At 33.5% G+C, this 18,835-nt stretch carries 15 protein-coding genes; 7 read left to right on the top strand and 8 right to left on the bottom strand.

The genetic code is table 11. The annotated features are described in order from the left end of the window. The first annotated feature begins 39 nt into the window (after positions 1-39). Entirely contained in the window at positions 40-948 is a 909-nt protein-coding gene (locus NNL09_RS20655) for a PD40 domain-containing protein (protein ID WP_196910068.1), read from the top strand. A gap of 146 nt (positions 949-1,094) precedes the next feature. Here the strand turns inward: NNL09_RS20655 and NNL09_RS20650 are convergent, their stop codons facing one another. Both NNL09_RS20650 and NNL09_RS20645 read right to left on the bottom strand, forming a co-directional pair. Continuing rightward, positions 1,095-2,210: an ABC transporter permease gene (locus NNL09_RS20650; protein WP_025665702.1), complete on the bottom strand. Its 1,116-nt coding sequence runs from the start codon at positions 2,208-2,210 to the stop codon at positions 1,095-1,097. Between the two features lie 36 nt (positions 2,211-2,246). Continuing rightward, on the bottom strand, positions 2,247-3,167 hold the full coding sequence (locus NNL09_RS20645) for an ABC transporter ATP-binding protein (RefSeq protein WP_025665703.1): 921 nt from the start codon (positions 3,165-3,167) through the stop codon (positions 2,247-2,249). 314 nt (positions 3,168-3,481) lie between these two features. On the opposite strand from NNL09_RS20645, the gene NNL09_RS20640 reads away from it, so the two are divergent. Next, positions 3,482-3,829, top strand: a complete 348-nt coding sequence (locus NNL09_RS20640) for a hypothetical protein (RefSeq protein WP_196910069.1) — start codon at positions 3,482-3,484, stop codon at positions 3,827-3,829. A 137-nt stretch (positions 3,830-3,966) separates the two neighbouring features. Here NNL09_RS20640 and NNL09_RS20635 read toward each other — a convergent pair whose 3' ends face one another. Next, the gene (locus NNL09_RS20635; protein WP_196910070.1) at positions 3,967-4,866 is read right to left on the bottom strand and encodes a LysR family transcriptional regulator; all 900 of its coding nucleotides are present in this window, start codon (positions 4,864-4,866) and stop codon (positions 3,967-3,969) included. 133 nt (positions 4,867-4,999) lie between these two features. On the opposite strand from NNL09_RS20635, the gene NNL09_RS20630 reads away from it, so the two are divergent. Together NNL09_RS20630 and NNL09_RS20625 are read left to right on the top strand one after the other, a co-directional pair. After that, complete coding sequence (locus NNL09_RS20630; RefSeq protein WP_196910071.1) at positions 5,000-5,695, top strand: aspartate/glutamate racemase family protein; 696 nt, start codon at positions 5,000-5,002, stop codon at positions 5,693-5,695. An 84-nt stretch (positions 5,696-5,779) separates the two neighbouring features. Continuing rightward, on the top strand, positions 5,780-6,634 hold the full coding sequence (locus NNL09_RS20625; RefSeq protein ID WP_196910072.1) for a LamG domain-containing protein: 855 nt from the start codon (positions 5,780-5,782) through the stop codon (positions 6,632-6,634). Positions 6,635-6,800: 166 nt separating this feature from the next. Here the strand turns inward: NNL09_RS20625 and NNL09_RS20620 are convergent, their stop codons facing one another. From NNL09_RS20620 to NNL09_RS20600, 5 genes are all read right to left on the bottom strand, one after another. Then, positions 6,801-8,984, bottom strand: a complete 2,184-nt coding sequence (locus tag NNL09_RS20620; protein WP_254514267.1) for an amino acid permease — start codon at positions 8,982-8,984, stop codon at positions 6,801-6,803. A 345-nt stretch (positions 8,985-9,329) separates the two neighbouring features. Beyond that, a complete protein-coding gene (locus tag NNL09_RS20615) occupies positions 9,330-10,025 on the bottom strand; it encodes a LytTR family DNA-binding domain-containing protein (protein WP_196910073.1) in 696 nt (231 codons plus the stop codon). A 3-nt stretch (positions 10,026-10,028) separates the two neighbouring features. Further along, positions 10,029-11,027, bottom strand: coding sequence for a sensor histidine kinase (locus NNL09_RS20610; RefSeq protein WP_196910074.1), 999 nt, complete (start codon positions 11,025-11,027; stop codon positions 10,029-10,031). 365 nt (positions 11,028-11,392) lie between these two features. Next, on the bottom strand, positions 11,393-12,088 hold the full coding sequence (locus NNL09_RS20605; RefSeq protein ID WP_196910075.1) for a LytTR family DNA-binding domain-containing protein: 696 nt from the start codon (positions 12,086-12,088) through the stop codon (positions 11,393-11,395). Positions 12,089-12,092: 4 nt separating this feature from the next. Next, complete coding sequence (locus tag NNL09_RS20600; RefSeq protein ID WP_196910076.1) at positions 12,093-13,769, bottom strand: histidine kinase; 1,677 nt, start codon at positions 13,767-13,769, stop codon at positions 12,093-12,095. A gap of 279 nt (positions 13,770-14,048) precedes the next feature. On the opposite strand from NNL09_RS20600, the gene NNL09_RS20595 reads away from it, so the two are divergent. The 3 genes from NNL09_RS20595 (at position 14,049) to NNL09_RS20585 (ending at position 18,816) form a co-directional block, all read left to right on the top strand. Next, positions 14,049-14,927, top strand: a complete 879-nt coding sequence (locus NNL09_RS20595; protein ID WP_196910077.1) for a DUF5050 domain-containing protein — start codon at positions 14,049-14,051, stop codon at positions 14,925-14,927. A gap of 119 nt (positions 14,928-15,046) precedes the next feature. Next, a complete protein-coding gene (locus tag NNL09_RS20590) occupies positions 15,047-16,774 on the top strand; it encodes a serine hydrolase (RefSeq protein ID WP_196910078.1) in 1,728 nt (575 codons plus the stop codon). Positions 16,775-16,983: 209 nt separating this feature from the next. Beyond that, positions 16,984-18,816, top strand: a complete 1,833-nt coding sequence (locus NNL09_RS20585; protein ID WP_196910079.1) for a serine hydrolase domain-containing protein — start codon at positions 16,984-16,986, stop codon at positions 18,814-18,816. Positions 18,817-18,835: the final 19 nt, after the last annotated feature.

Raw genomic sequence — 18,835 nt, 5'->3', positions numbered from 1 at the left:
CCATACAATAAATCACCTAGAATAAAAAAAGTTCGAACAATGAAAAAAGCATATTGTATTTTGATGCTACTGGCAATGATGCCATTTTTAAATGCCTGCCAAACTAAAAAGGAACGTACAACAGAAAGTAATGATATTGCCGTCACTATAGAAAACCCTTATCTGGGACAAAAAACACCTGGTTTAATACCTGAACGTTTTGCTCCGGGAATGATTGTGACTGGTGGTTGGGAATACGGAGGTGCTTTTACACCAGACCAGAAAGAGTTCTATTTTATTAGAGAAGTTGGGGAAGCTGATGAAGATAAAAAAATGGAATTTGTTGTTTTTCAATATAAAAACAATAAATGGCATGAATCAGTGATATCACCCAGAGTAGGGCAACCTTTTATCTCACCCGATGGTAAGACCATGCATTTGGGGAGACGATATAAGGAACGAACCGGGGCAGGTGAGTGGTCAGAAATAAAAAAACTAGACTCCTCATTCCAAAAAATAGAGATCATGCGCCTTACTACTTCATCAAAAGGGATGTATGTTTTTGATGAAGTTGGCATGCCAGATGGAGACGGTGTGATTCGGTATTCGCGATTAATAAATGGGAAACATGAAGAACCTAAAGCATTTGGTAAAGAGATTAATACCGGAAAAATGAATGCGCACCCTTTTATAGCTCCGGACGAATCTTATTTGATCTGGGATGGTGAAAGAGATAGTGGATATGGAGATTCGGATATCTACATCAGTTTTAAGCAAAAAGATGGTTCCTGGGGTGAGGCTATTAACCTGGGAGGTAAAATAAACACCGATGCCTGGGAAGCGGCTGCGAGTGTGACTCCAGATGGTAAGTACCTTTTCTTCAATCGGAATATGGGGTCAGACAAATACGAAAATGTAGATGTATTCTGGGTAGATGCCCAGATTATTGAAACACTTAGACCTAAATAATAATTCACCGCATCATCTCGCTCGATAATCATAAAGACTCTTAATCTTCATGATTATATACCGTTAAGTAGAAGAATCATTATAATTGCGGGATGATGCGACTGGACAATATTCTGAAGTGATTTTTAAAACTACTTCAGAATAATTTACTCTATGGCAATAATATTCTTCTTAAACAATATTGTAGAAACCAAAGTCATTCCCAAACCAATAGCTAATAGAATTCCCATTTTAGGAAGAATGGCTATCAAAGGTAATTGTCTCCATAAAATATCAAAGAAACCTTCAATTCCCCAGTAATTCACACTAATTACTGCAATGTTTTGCATGAAGGCTGGCATCATACTAATCGGAATCATACTTCCTCCAATTGCTGACATCAGAATGATAATAATGGTACTCATTCCTTGTAATTGTTGACGTGTTTTTACCGTAGATACTAAGAAAACTCCAAAACTAGAAACTGCAAACGAGATACATAAAATCAATACGATTAATGAGAGTATATCCATAAAAATAGGTAACCCAAATGCCAACCAGGCAAAGACAAACATGGTGGTTAATTGTAAAATAGAAACCACCATGGCCGTTCCCATTTTTGCTAATAAAATGTCTAATGGTTTTACAGGAGCAATTAGCAAACGTTTTAAAGTACCTGCATCTTTTTCATCTAACAATCCACCGCCAATAGCAGCGATACTAAACAACAACATCATAATTGCTGTTCCTCCTACAGCTTGTACCAAACCAGGGTGTGCTTTGGTAGAACTCTCTTTGATTAGCGAAGTTGTTTTTAGTTTTATAGTATTAATCACATCTACTTTTCCTAAATGATATTTGAATCCTTCTTTTAAAACGGTATGTACAATTCGCATCTGTAAATCTCTTGCAGCGTCGTATTTTAGTTCGATAGGCAAGTTTGTATCAGCTTTGACAGCATCCGAAAAACCTTTTTCAAAAATTAAAGCGGCCACATTTTTTCCCTTTCTAACAAGGTCTAAGGCTTTCTCTTCTTCAGAAGCGATCAAACGAATAGTCGGCATGCTATTCAATTTTGTAATCAATTCTTGAGAAGTTGTTGTAGCATCTTTATCTACGACCAAAACCCCTAAAGGTTTTGGAGCACTTTTCTTTTTTGCAACACCACCAAATGCAAATGCAAATAATGTAATCATAATTATAGGCAATAGAAAGGTAATCAGAACTCCTTTTTTGTCTGAGAAATATAATCTTAAGTCTTTTTTTAAAATAGTAATAAACATGATGGTTGATTTTGTAATTGATGGATATGAAGATGATTAATCTCTTAATTGTTTTCCTGTGAGGCTTAAAAAGATCGCTTCCAAGTTTACTTTGTTCAATTGTATGTCTTTGATAGGTAATTGCAATTCATTACACGCTGTAATTACTTTAGAAAGATCTTTCACTGTACACTCTACCAACAACTTGTTTTTGTTTTGTGTCAATGTATGGGAAAGTAATTTTTTGAGTTGATTTACATTGCTTTCGGAAAGGAAATCAAATTCGAGCTGAATACTTTCTTTTGTCTGTACCAATTCTTTCAACTCAGATTGTGTTCCTTGTGCAATGATTTTCCCTGAATCTATAATTGCAATACGATCACACAAACGCTCTACTTCTTCCATATAATGGGTGGTATAGACAATGGTCATTCCTTGTTCGTTCAGAGTTTCGATGACTTCAAAAATATGGTTTCTACTTTGCGGATCTATTCCCACAGTTGGCTCATCCATAAACAATACTTTTGGATGATGTAGCAATGCCGCAGCAATATTGATTCTGCGTTTCATTCCCCCCGAATAGGTTTTGATCAAATCTTTCTTCCGATCTAATAATCCGATCAATTTGAGAGTGGTATGGATTCTTTCTTTCAATATTTTGGAAGGAATTCCATATAAATTTCCCCAGAACAATAGGTTTTTATAGGCAGAAAGGTCTTCGTATAAGGATATTTCCTGCGGTACAACACCAATTAGATGCTTACATGCTGAAGCATTTTTATTACTATTTTTGCCATCGATATAAATAGTTCCTGCATCGCTTTTTAAAATAGTACTCATCATATTGAGTGTGGTAGATTTTCCAGCCCCATTGGGACCTAAGAACCCGAAGATTTCTCCTTTTTTAATGGTAAAACTAATATCGTCTACTGCCTGTATGTTTTGAAATGATTTGGAAAGGTTTTGTACTTGAATCATAGATGGTTTTGCTTATTGATTGATCAAATATCGTAAGGACATTACTATCTATAAAAACGATGTTACCGAATTGTATTTTTTTATGGATGAATTGTTTGTAGAGAAAAATTAACGAGTTTTATTTTAATTCGTTTTAAGGATCTAGGCTAAAAGAATAATGTATTTGGAATGATTAGTTTAAAAGCCTTATTTTAGATTAATATATTAAAAATGAAGTATGATATCTTTCGATTGGTCTTCTTTACTAATATTTAATGGTATTATTAATGCGATGATTTCCATTATCATTTTAGTAATAAAAAGCAACATTTACTATGGATTGGCAAAGTTTGTGGGACGGAAAATTTATAAAACTAGATTTTCAAAATAAAAGAAAAGCAAAAGATAATGGTGAGATTGTATTTTTGGCAACCGCTTATTATAAAATTGAGAATGATGGTAAAGTTGTAGGGAATTGGTTTGATAATAGAGGTGTTTCTTTTCCGTTACGTGGTACTATTAATGATAATGTAATGACTATTCTGTGGGGAAGTGAAGAGACAGAAAAGGGTAAAACAATATATCATTATCATATAAATAGTGATAAAATAACTGTTGAAGATTTCATTCTAAACAAAGGTGAATACTTTAAATTTGGGAATGCAATCTATAGAGCAAATTAATATGATATTTTAAATTATAGAGGTTTAATACCAAAATTTAATCAAAACTATGCATATTCATTAATATAATGACTGCGCTACGTGACAAAAGAAATTATCAATTTGTTATGTAAAAACAAGGAATGTCAACGTAATTTTCATCGAAAATTATCTTCCAAAAAATCTTCCTCAAAACTAGAGATGAAATCGTGTATATACTTTTTATTTCGATGTTTCATTTTTACAACTAAGTAATGTTTTCGTTTTAAACCATGTTTCCCAATGCGTTTGAATATCAACTCTTTTGACAATTTAAAAGGAGTCAATTGCCATTTTGGAGCGCACATGATTCCCATATTAGCATGTATCATTGATAATGTAATTTCTGTAAACGGAATTGCAGAAATCTTAATAGGATGTATTCCGTTTGGCTTTAGAAATTGCTCATAGACAGCTACACCTTCTAACGGAAAAGAGTTGATTAACAAGTGTATGTCTGAAAAATCACTTGCTTCTAAATAATCTAAACTATTAAGATGATTTTCTTTATGTACAACAGCAAAAATCTCATCTTCAAACACTTTTATACTTTCCAATTCTTCAGAAGCAGGTTTCGATGTTACAATGGCAATATTTATATCATCAGATAATAGTTGTGATATGGTTTGATGTGTTGCTCCAAGAGTTATATCTATATCAATTTCTGGATATAGAATCCCCATTTTTTGTATAAACCTGGGAATAGTATGAAAAAATGATTGGCATTCTGCACTTAACTTAATAGAACCTTTTGAGCCTTCTTTTATATGCTGAATATTACTAAGGCTTTCGTCTATTGCACTAAAAAGTTTATTAGCCAATTTATATAGTTCTGAACCTTCTTGAGTTAACTCCCATTTATTTCTTGTTCTCTCAAAGACTTTAAAACCTAATCGTTCTTCTAACTCACGTAACTGATGACTTAAAGCCGACTGTGTTAAAAAAAGTCGTTCAGTAGAATTAGCAATACTGCCTTCTTCAGCAATTGTTTTTATTAATCTGAAATATTTGAGTTCCATAAATTGTAAAGATAAGTTACTTATGTATAGGTTGTAGTTGAAATTATTTCAGTTATAATTTTATTTATCTCAATTTCAAAACTGTTTACCCCTAACTATTCATCATAGCTTTGTTGAAGCTAATAATAAAAATATGAAAACAATAGGGTTAATAGGAGGAATGAGTTGGGAATCATCAAAACTGTATTATGAGTTTTTGAATACCAAAGCAAAAGATATATTGGGAGGTTCTCATTCTGCAAAATGTATTATGGTTTCAGTAGATTTTGCAGACATAGAACGATTAACTTTTAAAGGCGATTGGGATGCTATAGGAGAACTCATGAAAAAAGCAGCACAGCAGTTAGAAAAGGCAGGAGCAGATATTATTCTACTTGGTACAAACACTATACATTTAGTAAGTCATTATATTTCTGAAAATGTAAGTATTCCATTTATACATATTGCTACAACTACTGGCGAATCTATCAGAAAATTAGGTTTAAAAAAAGTAGCATTATTAGGGACAAAATTTACTATGGAAAAAGATTTCTACACCAAAACATTGATTAATGATTTTGGGCTTGAAATTTTAATTCCTAATACAAGTGATAGACAAGTTGTCCATGATATAATTTATAACGAATTGGTTAATGGGCAATTTACAAACGCTTCAAAACAAAAAATTATTGGGATTATAAAAGAACTACAAAAACAAGGTGCACAAGGTGTTATTTTAGGTTGTACAGAATTACCTATTCTGATTTCAGAATTAGATATAGCTATTCCAATATTCGATACAGGAAAAATTCATGCTCATAAAGCTATTGAATGGAGTATACATAATTAATGTGTAAAGATGATCTGAATAATTTTAATACATCCAAAAACAACATGGTTCATACTATAAATATTAACTTTTAATCAAAAAATCATGAAAACAACAATGCTTTTATCTATATCTAGAGTATTCCTTTTGCTAATTACTACTATTTCTTTTTCACAAAACCAACAATTAAAAGATCATATACTTTTTTACAGTTCTTTTGACGGAAAATTATCTGCAGATATATCTGTTGGCGATGCAATGATATATACGGCCGAAAACTATAAAAAAAATGCTAGTGCCCAACCTGGCTTACATAACACTAATGTCGTTTTAGCTAAAAATAAAGGCCTTACGGGTGATGCGCTTCACTTTAAAAAGGCAAACACTTCTGCTATTTTTTATAAAGCTTATAAAAATGTTGGATACAGTAGTAAATCATGGAGTGGTACTGTATCATTTTGGTTACAATTAGATCCTAACAAAGATTTGGCACCAGGCTATTGCGACCCAATATGTATTACAGATGTTAGATACAATGATGCCGCCTTATGGGTAGATTTCACAGATCATGATCCAAGAAAATTTAGATTAGGAGCTTTGGGAGATTTAGAAGTTTGGAATCCAGAAAATAAAAATGATGATGCTAAGTGGGAAAAACGAACTGTTACCGTAAAGAAACCTCCTTTTGAGAAAGGAAAATGGACACACATTGCTATTACTTTTGAAAAAGTAAATACAACAAAATCTATATTCAGATTATACCTAGACGGTCAATTTAAAGGTGTTATAAAAGATGTTAACGATCCATTTACGTGGGAAGCAGAAAAAGGAAAAATTATGTTAGGTTTAGGGTATATAGGCTTTATGGATGAGCTTGCCGTTTTTGATAAACCACTGGATCCTAAAGAAGTGAAATCTGTTTTCGAATTAAAAAATGGCATAAAAACTTTATTTAAATAATAGTATAGGCAATAGCAGAGATTACTTCTATTTTTAAAAAATAATTATAAACCAAAAAATGAGTAGTATTAAAAATGAACAAATTACAAGCTACAAGCAAATCAAATATGCTTCAACTTATTTCTAAATAAAACACAATACCATTTATACACAAAACACTAAATGTCTAACTTTTTGATGTTGTTGGGCCGAAAATGATGGGGGTTTCACTTTCCATGCCATTATTTTGTACTAGTACTGCCCGATTCAATTTCGATAAAATCTTGTCGATAAATATAACGCGTTCTTCAATTTGGTTGGTTTCTCGTGCCAAGCCCAAAAAAACAAGATCTACATACTTGCTCTTTGCTAGTAATATATCCAAGGCATTTTCTTTTGGTTGGGCTAAAATAACAATAACCTTCGCATCAATTCGAGCTTCTCTAATTGATAATCCAATATGATTTTCTAAAATTTGCTTCTCATCTTCAGAATGAGTAACCGAGAAAATACGAATTGTGGACTTTTTCCATTTATTATTGAGTTGGATCAAATAAGCGAGTAGAACCATTAGATCACCATTATTCTCTTGTCCACGCCACCATATATCGATTCTTTTCCTGATCTTCTTCGGAAAAGGTTTGTCAATATGAACGATTAAGATATTTTTACCGGATCGAGCCAGCTCACTGATAATCTCTAATTCCTTTATCTTACCACTTTCTGTAGAAGACCATCCAAAAACTACAGTATTGGTTTTGATACCAGCAATCCCGTGTCCCGCTGCTATCTGATTCATACCATATTTAAGGTCTGTTACCACATGTACTTCTGTAAGTGCCTGCAGACCTACCAAAGCCAAGTCTTTCTGCATTTCGTGGGCGATTTCGTTTCGTAAAGGAAGTTCATCCTTATTTTCAGAGGTAATCAGTTTGGAGATCGTAAGAAGTCCGCTGTTTTGTCCAAGCATTTCGGTGAACCTGACTAATTCGATATGTTCCTTTAAATCCCGGATGAACAATATAATTATAGGCCTCCAATTTCGTGGATGAATTTTTTTTGCATTCAACCTAAGCAGGGCATATCGTCCCAGGTGCATCCAAATTCCTGTCGAAGCATCACCCCACTGTTGTTCGAGTTTTTTACTCATGAGGTATATGAAAATGAGGAGTTCAATTCCCAGAGCAAATGCAAACGCAAATGGATTGATTAGCCACATCACTATCATAGCAGCAATGGCACCCAATATAGAAATATACCATGGTATATTAATGGTAGGCCTGTAAGAGGGTTCTTTGATCAACTGCTCGATGGCAGCACTAATATTTACTGCAACGTATAAGGTAAGAAACAGAACCGAAACATATTGAGCGATAGTATTAAGCCCTCCTAAAAAGACAGCGCTCACGGCAATGGCTCCGCTAATCCAAGTAGCAATAGTAGGTTGTCCGGATCTGGAAAGCCTAGCCAGGAATTTTGGAACTAAACCATCCATAGACAAAGCTTGTAGAATCCTTGGTCCACCTAATATGCTTCCGAAGGCAGACGACAAAACCGCGCCCCAAACTGCTGGATATACAATCCATGGTCCAAAAACCGCCAGGCGTGTCCATATCGTAACGCCAGCTTCAGGGTCGGTCATTTGTTCTATTGTTAATGCTCCTGTTATGGCTAATAAAAGTGGGATAATAAGATAAATAACAGCTCCCGAAATAACAGCTCCCATAGTTCCTTTTGGAATTGATTTCTGCGGATCCTTTAGATCTCCACTCATACCAATCCCAGCAGTAAAACCTGTAACCGCAGGAAAAAAAACAGCAAATACGTACCAAAACCCTTCTGGAGCTGTTCGATAGGTTGCTTCTATAATGGGAGATTGTAGGTCTTTACTTAATACACCAATCATCAAGGCCAGAATTGAGACTCCTACTATAATCATAATAGGAATTTGGGAATGTAATACAAGCTTCGCACTCTTTCCGGAGAGTACTGTAATAATTACAATAAAACCAATAGTTATCAATTGCAATGTATATGAGGGAAGTACCACCCCAGTGATGGGCCACAATGCCAGGATAGCTTCTGAAAGACCGTAGCAATAAAAAGTAACACTTAGTGTCCTGCATAAATAAAGGGGTATTCCAATTGCTCCTCCTGGTTCTAACCCCAAACTTCGTGAGATCATGAAATACTCTCCACCCACACCCATTTTAATATTGGTCGCAATAGCCGATGCACTCAATCCTGTAATAAAAGTGATCGAACTAGCTATTAAAACAACGATTACGGTTTTAATCAAACCCAAGTTGCCTAAAACCCAACCAAAACGCAGGTACATAATCAACCCCAATATCGTAAGAATACTAGGCATGTAGACCCCCAGAAAAGTACCAAATTTATGGACAGACTGAGATGATTTAGGTTTTCCAGTCATTAGATCTTAGTTATGTTAAATATTACCAGTCGAACGCTACAATTGTATTAAAGATAGAAGAAAAACAGCAGAGTTGCAGCTTTAAAAGAGCTAAAATTGTAGTCAGAGTATAGCTGCAAGATAATACGGTTGGAATGAAGATAATTTTAAGGTTCTAAATCTGGCTTTGACATAATATCTGATATTACATCAAATACACGGTATTTATATATTTGCGTTATGCTGAGTGAAGTCGAAGCATAGGAGGGAAGTAGAATGCGTGTAAAATGGAAATAAACTATGTTACAATTTTGATAAAACTTCCAATTTTTTAAAAACAATAACCTTATAGGTAGCGCTCACAGGAACTTTATTATTTTCAATTAACAAATATGTTCTGGTTGCCTTTGTAACTCTATCTAGATTAGAAATATATGATTTATGTGTGCGTTCGAAATTTTCAGATAATAATGTAGTGATATTAGTCAATGTTTCAGAGATCAGGTACATTCTTGAATCTGTAAAGATTTTTAAATAATTTCCAAAACTTTGAATGTACAGAATTGATTTAAATGAAATATTAACAGGCATTCCATCATGTTTTATTTGAAGCTCTTCACTTCCACTATTTTTTTTAGGCTGTATTATTTTTGAAGCTGAAACTTTGTTTATTGCTTTCAAAAAGCGTTCAATTTTTACAGGTTTCAATAAGTAATCAACAACACCATAATTATAACTTTCTAATGCATACTCAGAATAAGCCGTAGTTAAAATAACTTTAGGTGGGTTTATCATAGAACGCAAAATTTCCATGCCATTAAGTTCCGGCATTTCTATATCAAGAAAAATGAGATCAACTTCATTTTGCTGAGTGAAATTGACAAATTCAAGTGGATTTCCCGTACTTAATACTAATTCAAAGTTGTCAATTTTAGAACAATAATCTTCTAACACTTTACGTGCTAGTATTTCATCATCTACTATGCCAATTTTAATCATTAACTATTTTTTTAATATTGAAGCTCTTAAATCAATAGATAAATTTACACGATATAGTTTTTCCATATCATCAATTTCTAATACGTGAGAATTAGGATATAATAGATTTAAACGTCTTCTCACATTTTCAAGGCCCAGTCCTTCTCTTTTGGGAACAGCAACCATGGGAGGCTTTGAATTATCTACACAAAAATGAAGGGTGTTATCTTTTATAGTGGCAGAAACATCAATTGTGCTCTGTTTATTAGTGCTTTGGGCACCATGTTTCACAGCATTTTCAACAAATGGGATGAGTAGCATTGGAGAAATCCTTAACTCTAACAAATCTCCGCCAATTAAAAACTCAATAGTACAACGTTTACTCAGTCTTTTTTCTTCGAGTAACAAATAATTTTCTATAAACTCAAGCTCTTCTCTTAATAAAACGGTATCTTTTTTAGAACTTTCTAATTGATACCTCATCAATTCTGAGAGCTGCATTACGAGATCAGGGGTTTCTGGTGATTGCTGTCTTGAAAGTGCATAAATACTATTTAATGAGTTAAATAAAAAATGAGGATTTACCTGCTCTTTTAAATAGTTAAGCTCCATCTCTTTTTGTAATTTATCTTTCTCTTCATTTTCTTTTTGGATGATCATATTCCTTCTTAAGAAAAAAACAGCCATACCTGCTCCTGTTGTATAAAGAAGAAAGAAGAATATTTTAGAAGTACCAGACCAAGTATTTGTTCTTAAGTGGGAAAAAATAAATATACTCCCAATGAGTAGTATTCCATATGCAAAATACCTTTTCTTATCTAATAAAAAAGGAATAAGAACAAAATGATTTACCCAAATGAAACCCATAATCATAACAGTATAATTAAGTCCATGTGCATGAAAAGAATAACTAGTATCAAAATCATCTCTAAAAAACAAATTACTCAATGTTTCAAGTATAAAAACCAACAAGAAAGCTCCTATATTAATGAGTATGGTGTGTTTCAAAGACTTTTTAATCATAAACTCTTTTATTTAAAAAAATAAAGATACTATCTACATCTACAAATCTCCATAATTTCTTTACAAAAGCCTTATATCAATGATGAAATGGCTTTATCATCTAATTATTGTGTTTATCCTATTTAAAGTATTAACCATGGATTATACTATATTTTTATTCAACATTTGATTTATGTTAAGCCAAGACCCGATTAGTAATCAATCATTCAGTAAAAAAAATATAGATATGAAAAACAGTATCTAGGTTCTCTTCATTAGTATTCTTTTTCAATCATGTACACAAGAATCAAATACTAATACTACTATTGATTTAATTAAAAAAGTAGAAACTGGTCTCACAACTCGAGTATACATCAATACGGTGTTTAAAGCCACTTCGCTTTTATGTCTTTGTACTTTGTTCTTCCAATAGGGATAAGTTCTCCATTTTTTAGCTCGGCCATATATTTGCTACCAGATTTTACGACAATTTCCTTTACTTCAGACATCTTCATTAAGTATGATTTATGAATACGTTCAAAAGTAGGTGATAACAGTTGTTCTAGCTTTTCGAGCGATTTATCATGTAGTTCTTTTTTTCCATCTGCTAGAAAGAGTTCGGTATAGACACCAGCTCCTTTTATATAAAGCAAATCTTCAATGGGTATGAGCTGTATCCTGTGTCTTCCTTTTACAGCTAAATACTTGATTTTATTTTCTGGTTTTTCTTTCGTGATAGTCCGATTGAAAGCTTGCTCCAAACGATCTCTGTTAAAAGGTTTAGGTACAAAATCTAAAACCCCATATTCAAAAGCAGTAATTGCCTGATCTTTGTAGGCAGAAATAACTATTGTATGAAAGGATTGGGAAACTACTGTAGTAAGCAGGTCAAAACCATTCTCACCATTAAGATTCAGATCCAGGAGAACGAGATCCAATGAATGGGTTTCAATATACGTCAATGCCTTATGGAGTCTGTTAATATGGGTTAGTGATTGTAAGGTGTCGCCAAAAATATCACGTGTCATTCGTTCAATTCTTTTGGCTATTCTTGATTCATCTTCAACAATTAAAATGTTCATATTCTCAGGAATAAATTTTTAGGGTGTTTTTCCAACCATGATTTGTTGGTTCAGAGGTGAAATCCCATTTCGAATGATAACTCTCTGTAAGTCTAGCTTTTATGTATTTCAGTCCTGTACCTTCTTCTCTATTATTTGTTGCCCGCTCCTCAAGAGCAGCAAACGTCAAAAATGTATAACACTTATAATGGCTATTCGATTCAAAAATAAGCTTAAATTTAATACTATTATCTTCTAGAGGCAAACTGTGTGTAATTCCATTTTCCAGTAGGGTGTGAAGAATGGCAGGAGGTATTTTTTGCTCAGGGTCTATGCCTTCATCTTGCCAGGAATAATTTATTTCTTTCCGATACTCCATGATCTCAAGATGTGTACGGCAAAGGGCTATTTCTTGCGAAATAGGTATCAATGTTTGATTTTCTATCTGGTTAAAAAGATCAAATTCTTTTGCTAATGCTTCTATAAACAAAACACCTTTCTTAGGTGCTTCTTCTACCCAATCTATTAATGAGGTCAGGGTGTTCATTAAAAAATGAGGTTGAATATTCTTTTTAAGTAATTCTAGACGCAGGCGTGTGGATTGAACTAAAGAATTTTCATAAGCCAGGCGTTGTTCTTTGATACTTAGAGAAAGTAAATAAAACATACCCAGAAGGATAAGACAGAAACCTGCGAATAGGCTTTTATTAAAAGGAGTGACAAAACCTATAGGCACGGATAATAGGAGGGTCAACAGTACGAGACGAGCACCTTTCATCTTTTTATAAACCCCAAACACCACAATCCCAAATGAAAAAATCCACATGCTCAAAGCCATATTATTGGTAGTCAATTCGATGATATGTTTTGATAGGAAAAAGAATAATAAAACACCCGTATAAATGGTCAGTAGTAATTTTCGTTTGGGGAAAGGAAACTGCATTGAAAAATAGAACGGAATCAAAAAAGAAATTCCGAACATTAGAAAACTTATGATCTGAAGACGTATAACATGGAGACTGTAATGGATGGGTACATATACTTTACTGAATTCCGCCAAAATCAGGATAAAAAAGAGAAAACAACTAATACTGAAAATTAGTGTGGTATATTCCTTTTTGTCACTTAGAAACAGAAATAGAAAATAGAAAGAGGCGATAAGAAAAGCTCCAGCAAAAAGATGCATATAGGAAGATTCGATGAGTCGATCGATTAGTAGATCATCGTAATAGTCTATCTCTAGCACCTTTATTACTGTATGATTTGGAAAATAATAAAGACTTGATCGTAGCGCCAATAGATGTTCTCCCTTTTCTGTTAGATGGGTAGGAATGCTAAAATTTGCCCACATTTTACCTTCAGGACCAAGTATTGCTTCTTGTCCAGGATTACCATTTTTCCCAATCAATACTCCATCCCAAAAAACCTCATACTCTCCATAGACATGTAACTGAAGACCATATGGGTGTAATGATTCCGAGGTATTTAAAATATCAATTTTAGTTCTGGACCAGAAAACCTTACCATCCGGCACTAATCTTATGCGTTTTCTCCAGTCCTGATCATTTAAGTTCTTCGAAGCCCATTCTTGTTGATCTCCAACCCGAAATACAGTCTCGTATTTCTTGTAAATAGAACTTTGAGAGCAAGAGGTCACAAGTAGTAATACGAAAAGAAAACAAGGCAAAAATCTCAAATTCATTTTGAAGTGGTTTTACAGATGTAAGCTAATCATTATCAGATAATTTCTTTGAGTAGTTCATTAATACATAGAGCAGTTGGCAAATTTTGCATTGAATTCATGAGAGAAAAATACAACTTTTGTATGATAAAAAACCATGAAAAATACATTGACACTGACAAAAGGGACTATTCCAAATCACTTTGTACACTAATTAGTTGCAAAAAAATGATTTAACCTGAAGAGACGCTCTAAATATACCAAAAGGAAGAAAATATGAAAACCAAAAATTTGAAACAAGTGAAAGTCCTACTCATATTAACTTTACTGTCTGTCAATGTCTATTGCCAGAATAGTGACAAATCTAAATCAACATACTATACAATTGCTTATTCATCAAAAGAATCGGGTTATGTAGAAATTTATCAAAAAAATACTGAAGGTAAATCAAATATTAAAAGTACAAATGAGAAAGGCGGCTACTTAGCTTGGTCTCCTGATGGAAAACACTTCGCTTTTTATTACAAATATGATGACAAAAAAACATGGTCTATTCATACCATGAATAGTGATGGTACGAATAGGAAACGATTAACTCACGAAAAAAACAAATGGGATAATTCACCTGCATGGTCACCTGATGGAAGAAAAATTGTTTTTTCAAGAGAATATAAAGATTCGGAAAAAAATTGGCAGCAAGAAATTTGGATTATGAATTCAGATGGTAGCGAACTGTCTCAAATAAAATCACTAAAAGGTGGTGGTCCTCATTTTACACCAGATGGTAGAATAGTCTTTCACTCAGAATTCAAAGATAAAAAAAGTGAGATAAGCATAGCAGATATTGATGGTAACAACATAATTCAGTTGACAAGTAATGAAGCTGAAGAGTGGCATCCAGAGGTTTCGCCAGATGGTAAGCAAATCGCTTTTATGTCTGATAGAGATGGAAATTATGAAATTTATGTGATGAATATTGATGGGTCTAATCAAAAACGATTAACAAATAATGATGTTGGTGATTGGTATCCATCATGGTCCCCTGATGGCTCTCAACTGATATTTTCATCACTCAGGGATGGAGAAAAAAGCATTTATATTATGAACAAAGATGGTTCTTCAGTAAGAAAAATTATAAGTAATGCTTCAAGTCCCGCATGGTTAAAAGTCAATAAATAAATAGCTATTAAGATTTTATAAATATGAAAAACCGTATCTCAGTTCTCTTCATCCTAATTCTTTTTCTATCGTGTGCAGAAGAATCAAATACTGATACTACAATTGATTTAATTAAAAAGGTGGAAACAGGTCTCACAACTCGGGTACATATAGTCGGTGATTCAACATGGTCTATAGAAGAACGAATGAAACACTATGGTGTTCCAGGTGTTAGTATTGCTGTAATACATAATGGCAAAGTTGCCTGGGCAAAAGGATACGGGGTAATGGATAAAGAAAGTAAAGTTCCTGTGACCGATAAAACATTTTTCCAAGTATCAACAATTGGTATGTCTTTAACTGCGTATGGTGCATTACGTCTTGTAGACCAAAATAAAGTAACTTTAAGTGAAGACATTAACAGTTATTTAAAATCCTGGAAATTACCTGATAGTGAATTTACCAAAGAAGAGAAAGTCACTATAAAAAACCTTTTGAGTCATTCTGCCGGAATAAACGTGCACGATTTTCAAGGATATAGTACAGATGTACCTGTACCCACTCTTAAAGAGATATTAAATGGAACTCCTCCAGCCAATTCGAATCCAATCATCGTAGATAAAACACTTAATGAAAATCTTTGGATTTCAGCTGGGGGCTATACGATTATTCAACAAATGATGATGGATGTTGAAGGTAAAAAATTCCCAGAGCTAATGAATGAATTAGTGCTCCAACCTTTAGAAATGAACAACAGTATGTTTAATCAATCTCTTAGCATAGAGCAATTAAAAATAGCAGCAACAGGTTATTTACGAGATGGTTCTATGGTAAAAGGTAAAAGACATATCTATCCAGAATTGGCTTCAAACGGATTATGGGCAACTGCAGAGGATCTTGCGAAATTTGTAGTCAATATACAGCAAACTCTAAAAGATAATAATCGTAACAAAGGATTATCAAAAGATATGACGGAATTAATGCTTACACCATCTTCAAAAAATCGTTATGGACAATATGGACTAGGCTTTTCAATTTATAATAAGAAAGATGAAGTCTACTTTGAACACCACGGATGGAGTACAGGGTTTTATAGTAGAATGACAGCTCATAGAGACAATGGATATGGTGTAGTTGTGTTAACTAATACCCCTCTTCCGGCTTTTGTTTTTGAAGTGTTTCGTTCTGTTGCTCTTGCTTATGAATGGGATAATTATTTCCCTGTACATAAAAAAATGGAAATTGAACAATCTTTAGTTGATAAAATTACTGGTAGATATCTGGCCAATGGCAGGATTGTAGAAGTTTTTCAAAAGGACAATCAACTGCTCTATAAAAATATACTTGACGTAAAAGCAGAAGAACTCATCAAAGTTTCGGATAGTAGTTTTGTTAGAAGAAATTCTAGTTGGCTTATGCAATTCAAACCAAATTCTGAAAATGAAACGCTCAATTTACTTTATCTTAATAGCAACGATGGAACAATAGCTTCAACCTTTGTTAAGATGGATACGGATAAAAAAGAACCCGTAGAATTCCTTCTTGAAGGTGCCTTTGACAAAGCACTTAATGCATATATGACCTTAAAAGAACAAGCCCCAACTTATCCTACAGTTACTGAAGATTATTTAAATGATCTAGGCTATAGTTTTTTCCGTGAGGATAGAATGAAATTATCACAAGATGTTTTCAAAGTGAATATGATGCTCTATCCAGATAGTTATAAAGTATACGAAAGTTATGCAGAAGCTTGTGTGAAAATGGGAGAAATTGATCTGGCAATTAAAAATTACGCTAAATCACTTGAGTTAAACCCTGAAAATAACCGTACCAAGCAGACAATTAGTGAATTACAAAAACGTGAATGAAACCAAATTTTATATAATACATATACTATCTACACCTACAAATCTCCATAATTTCTGTACAAAAGCGGTATATCAATGACGAAATGGTTTTATCATTTAATTGTCGTGTTTATCCAATTTAAGGTGTTAAACATGGATTATGCTATATTTTTATTCAACATTTAATTAAAGCCTTTTAATAATCAATCATTCAATAAAAAAATCATTATATGAAAAATATTATCTCAGTTCTTTTAACCATAATTCTTTTTCAATCATGTACAGAAGAATCAAATACCGATACCACAATTGATGTAATTAAAAAGGTAGAAACAGGTCTCACAACTCGGGTACACGTAGAGGGTGATTCAACATGGTCTATAGAAGAACGAATGAAACACTATGGCATTCCAGGTGTGAGTATTGCAGTCATACATAATGGTGAAATTGCATGGACAAAAGGCTACGGTGTCGTGGATAAAGAAAGTCAAACCCCAGTAACGACACAAACACTTTTCCAGGCAGCGGCAACTAGTATGCCAGTAACAGCCTATGGTGCATTACGTCTTGTAGAAGAAAATAAATTAGACTTAGATGAAGATGTTAACAGTTATTTAAAATCCTGGAAAGTACCAGAAAATGAATTTACCAAAGACAAGAAAGTTACTATAAGAAACCTTTTGAATCACTCTGCCGGAATACATCCTCGTGGAACAGGGTCATATAGTATTGATGAAAAAATCCCAACACTTACAGAGACATTAAATGGAACTTATCCAGCTACTAACGAGCCAATTACCGTCAATAAAGAGCCTAGTGAAAGTGTCCGTTTTGCATACGCTAGCTATGTGCCTATTCAACAAATGATGTTGGATGTAGAGGGGAAAACATTCCCAGAGATTATGAATGAACTCGTGTTGCAGCCCTTAGAAATGAACAACAGTACATTTAACTTATCACTTACTACGGAGCAATTAACTAAGGTAGCAACAGGTTATTTAAAAGATGGTTCTAAGGTAAAAGGAGGAAGAAAGATTGATCCTGTATTGGCTTCAACTGGATTATGGACAACTGCCGAGGACTATGCAAAATTTATAGCCAATGTACAGCAAACCCTAAACGGTAAGAGTACTAAAGGATTATCAAAAGACCTGACAGCATTAATGGGCACACCATATGGGGTGAGTAATAATTCTGGTTGGTCATTTACACTAGGCTTAGGTTTTCAGCTTTTTAATAGAAATGATGAAATCTACTTAAGGCATCACGGATGGAATACAGGATTCTATGCTGAAATAATGGCTCATAGAGACAAAGGTTATGGTGTGGTTGTGATGACCAATTCTACGTTTCCGGAGTTTAATGCCGAAGTTATTCGCGCTGTTGCTATGGCTTATGAATGGGATAAGTTTGTTCCAATACATAAAAAAATAGAAGTTGAACAATCTTTAGTCAACAAAATTAATGGTAGATATATGTCCAATGGTAGGATTGTCGAAGTTTTTCAAAAGGATAATCAACTGTTCTATAAAAATATACTTGACGTGCAAGCAGAAGAACTAGTTAAAATCTCGGATAGTAGTTTTGTTAGAAGAAATTCTAGTCGACTTATCCAATTCAAGCCAGATTCTGAAAACGAAACGCTCAATTTACTTTATGTTAATAGAAACGATGGAACAATAGCTTCAACTTTTGTTAAGATGGATACTGATAAAAAAGAACCTATAGAATTCCTTCTTGAAGGTGACTTTGACAAAGCACTTAATGTATATAAGGCCTTAAAAGAACATGACTCAACTTATCTTACTGTTACTGAAGACTATTTAAATGATCTAGGCTATGATTTTTTCCATGAGGATAGAATGACATTAGCACAAGATGTTTTCAAAGTGAATATGATGCTCTATCCCGATAGTCATAAAGTATACGATAGTTATGCTGAAGCCTGTGTGAAAATTGGAGAAATTGATCTGGCAATTTTAAATTATACGAAATCACTTGAATTGAATCCTCAAAATAATGGTACAAGACATAAGCTTAAGGAATTGCAAAAAAGTGAATGAAACTATTAAAAAGGAAGGA

This window comes from Aquimarina sp. EL_43 (assembly GCF_943422735.1).
In the GTDB taxonomy this organism is placed as follows: Bacteria; Bacteroidota; Bacteroidia; order Flavobacteriales; family Flavobacteriaceae; genus Aquimarina; species Aquimarina megaterium.
The sequence above is the reverse complement of the archived record's forward strand: the minus strand, read 5'-3'. Positions and strand labels throughout refer to the sequence as shown.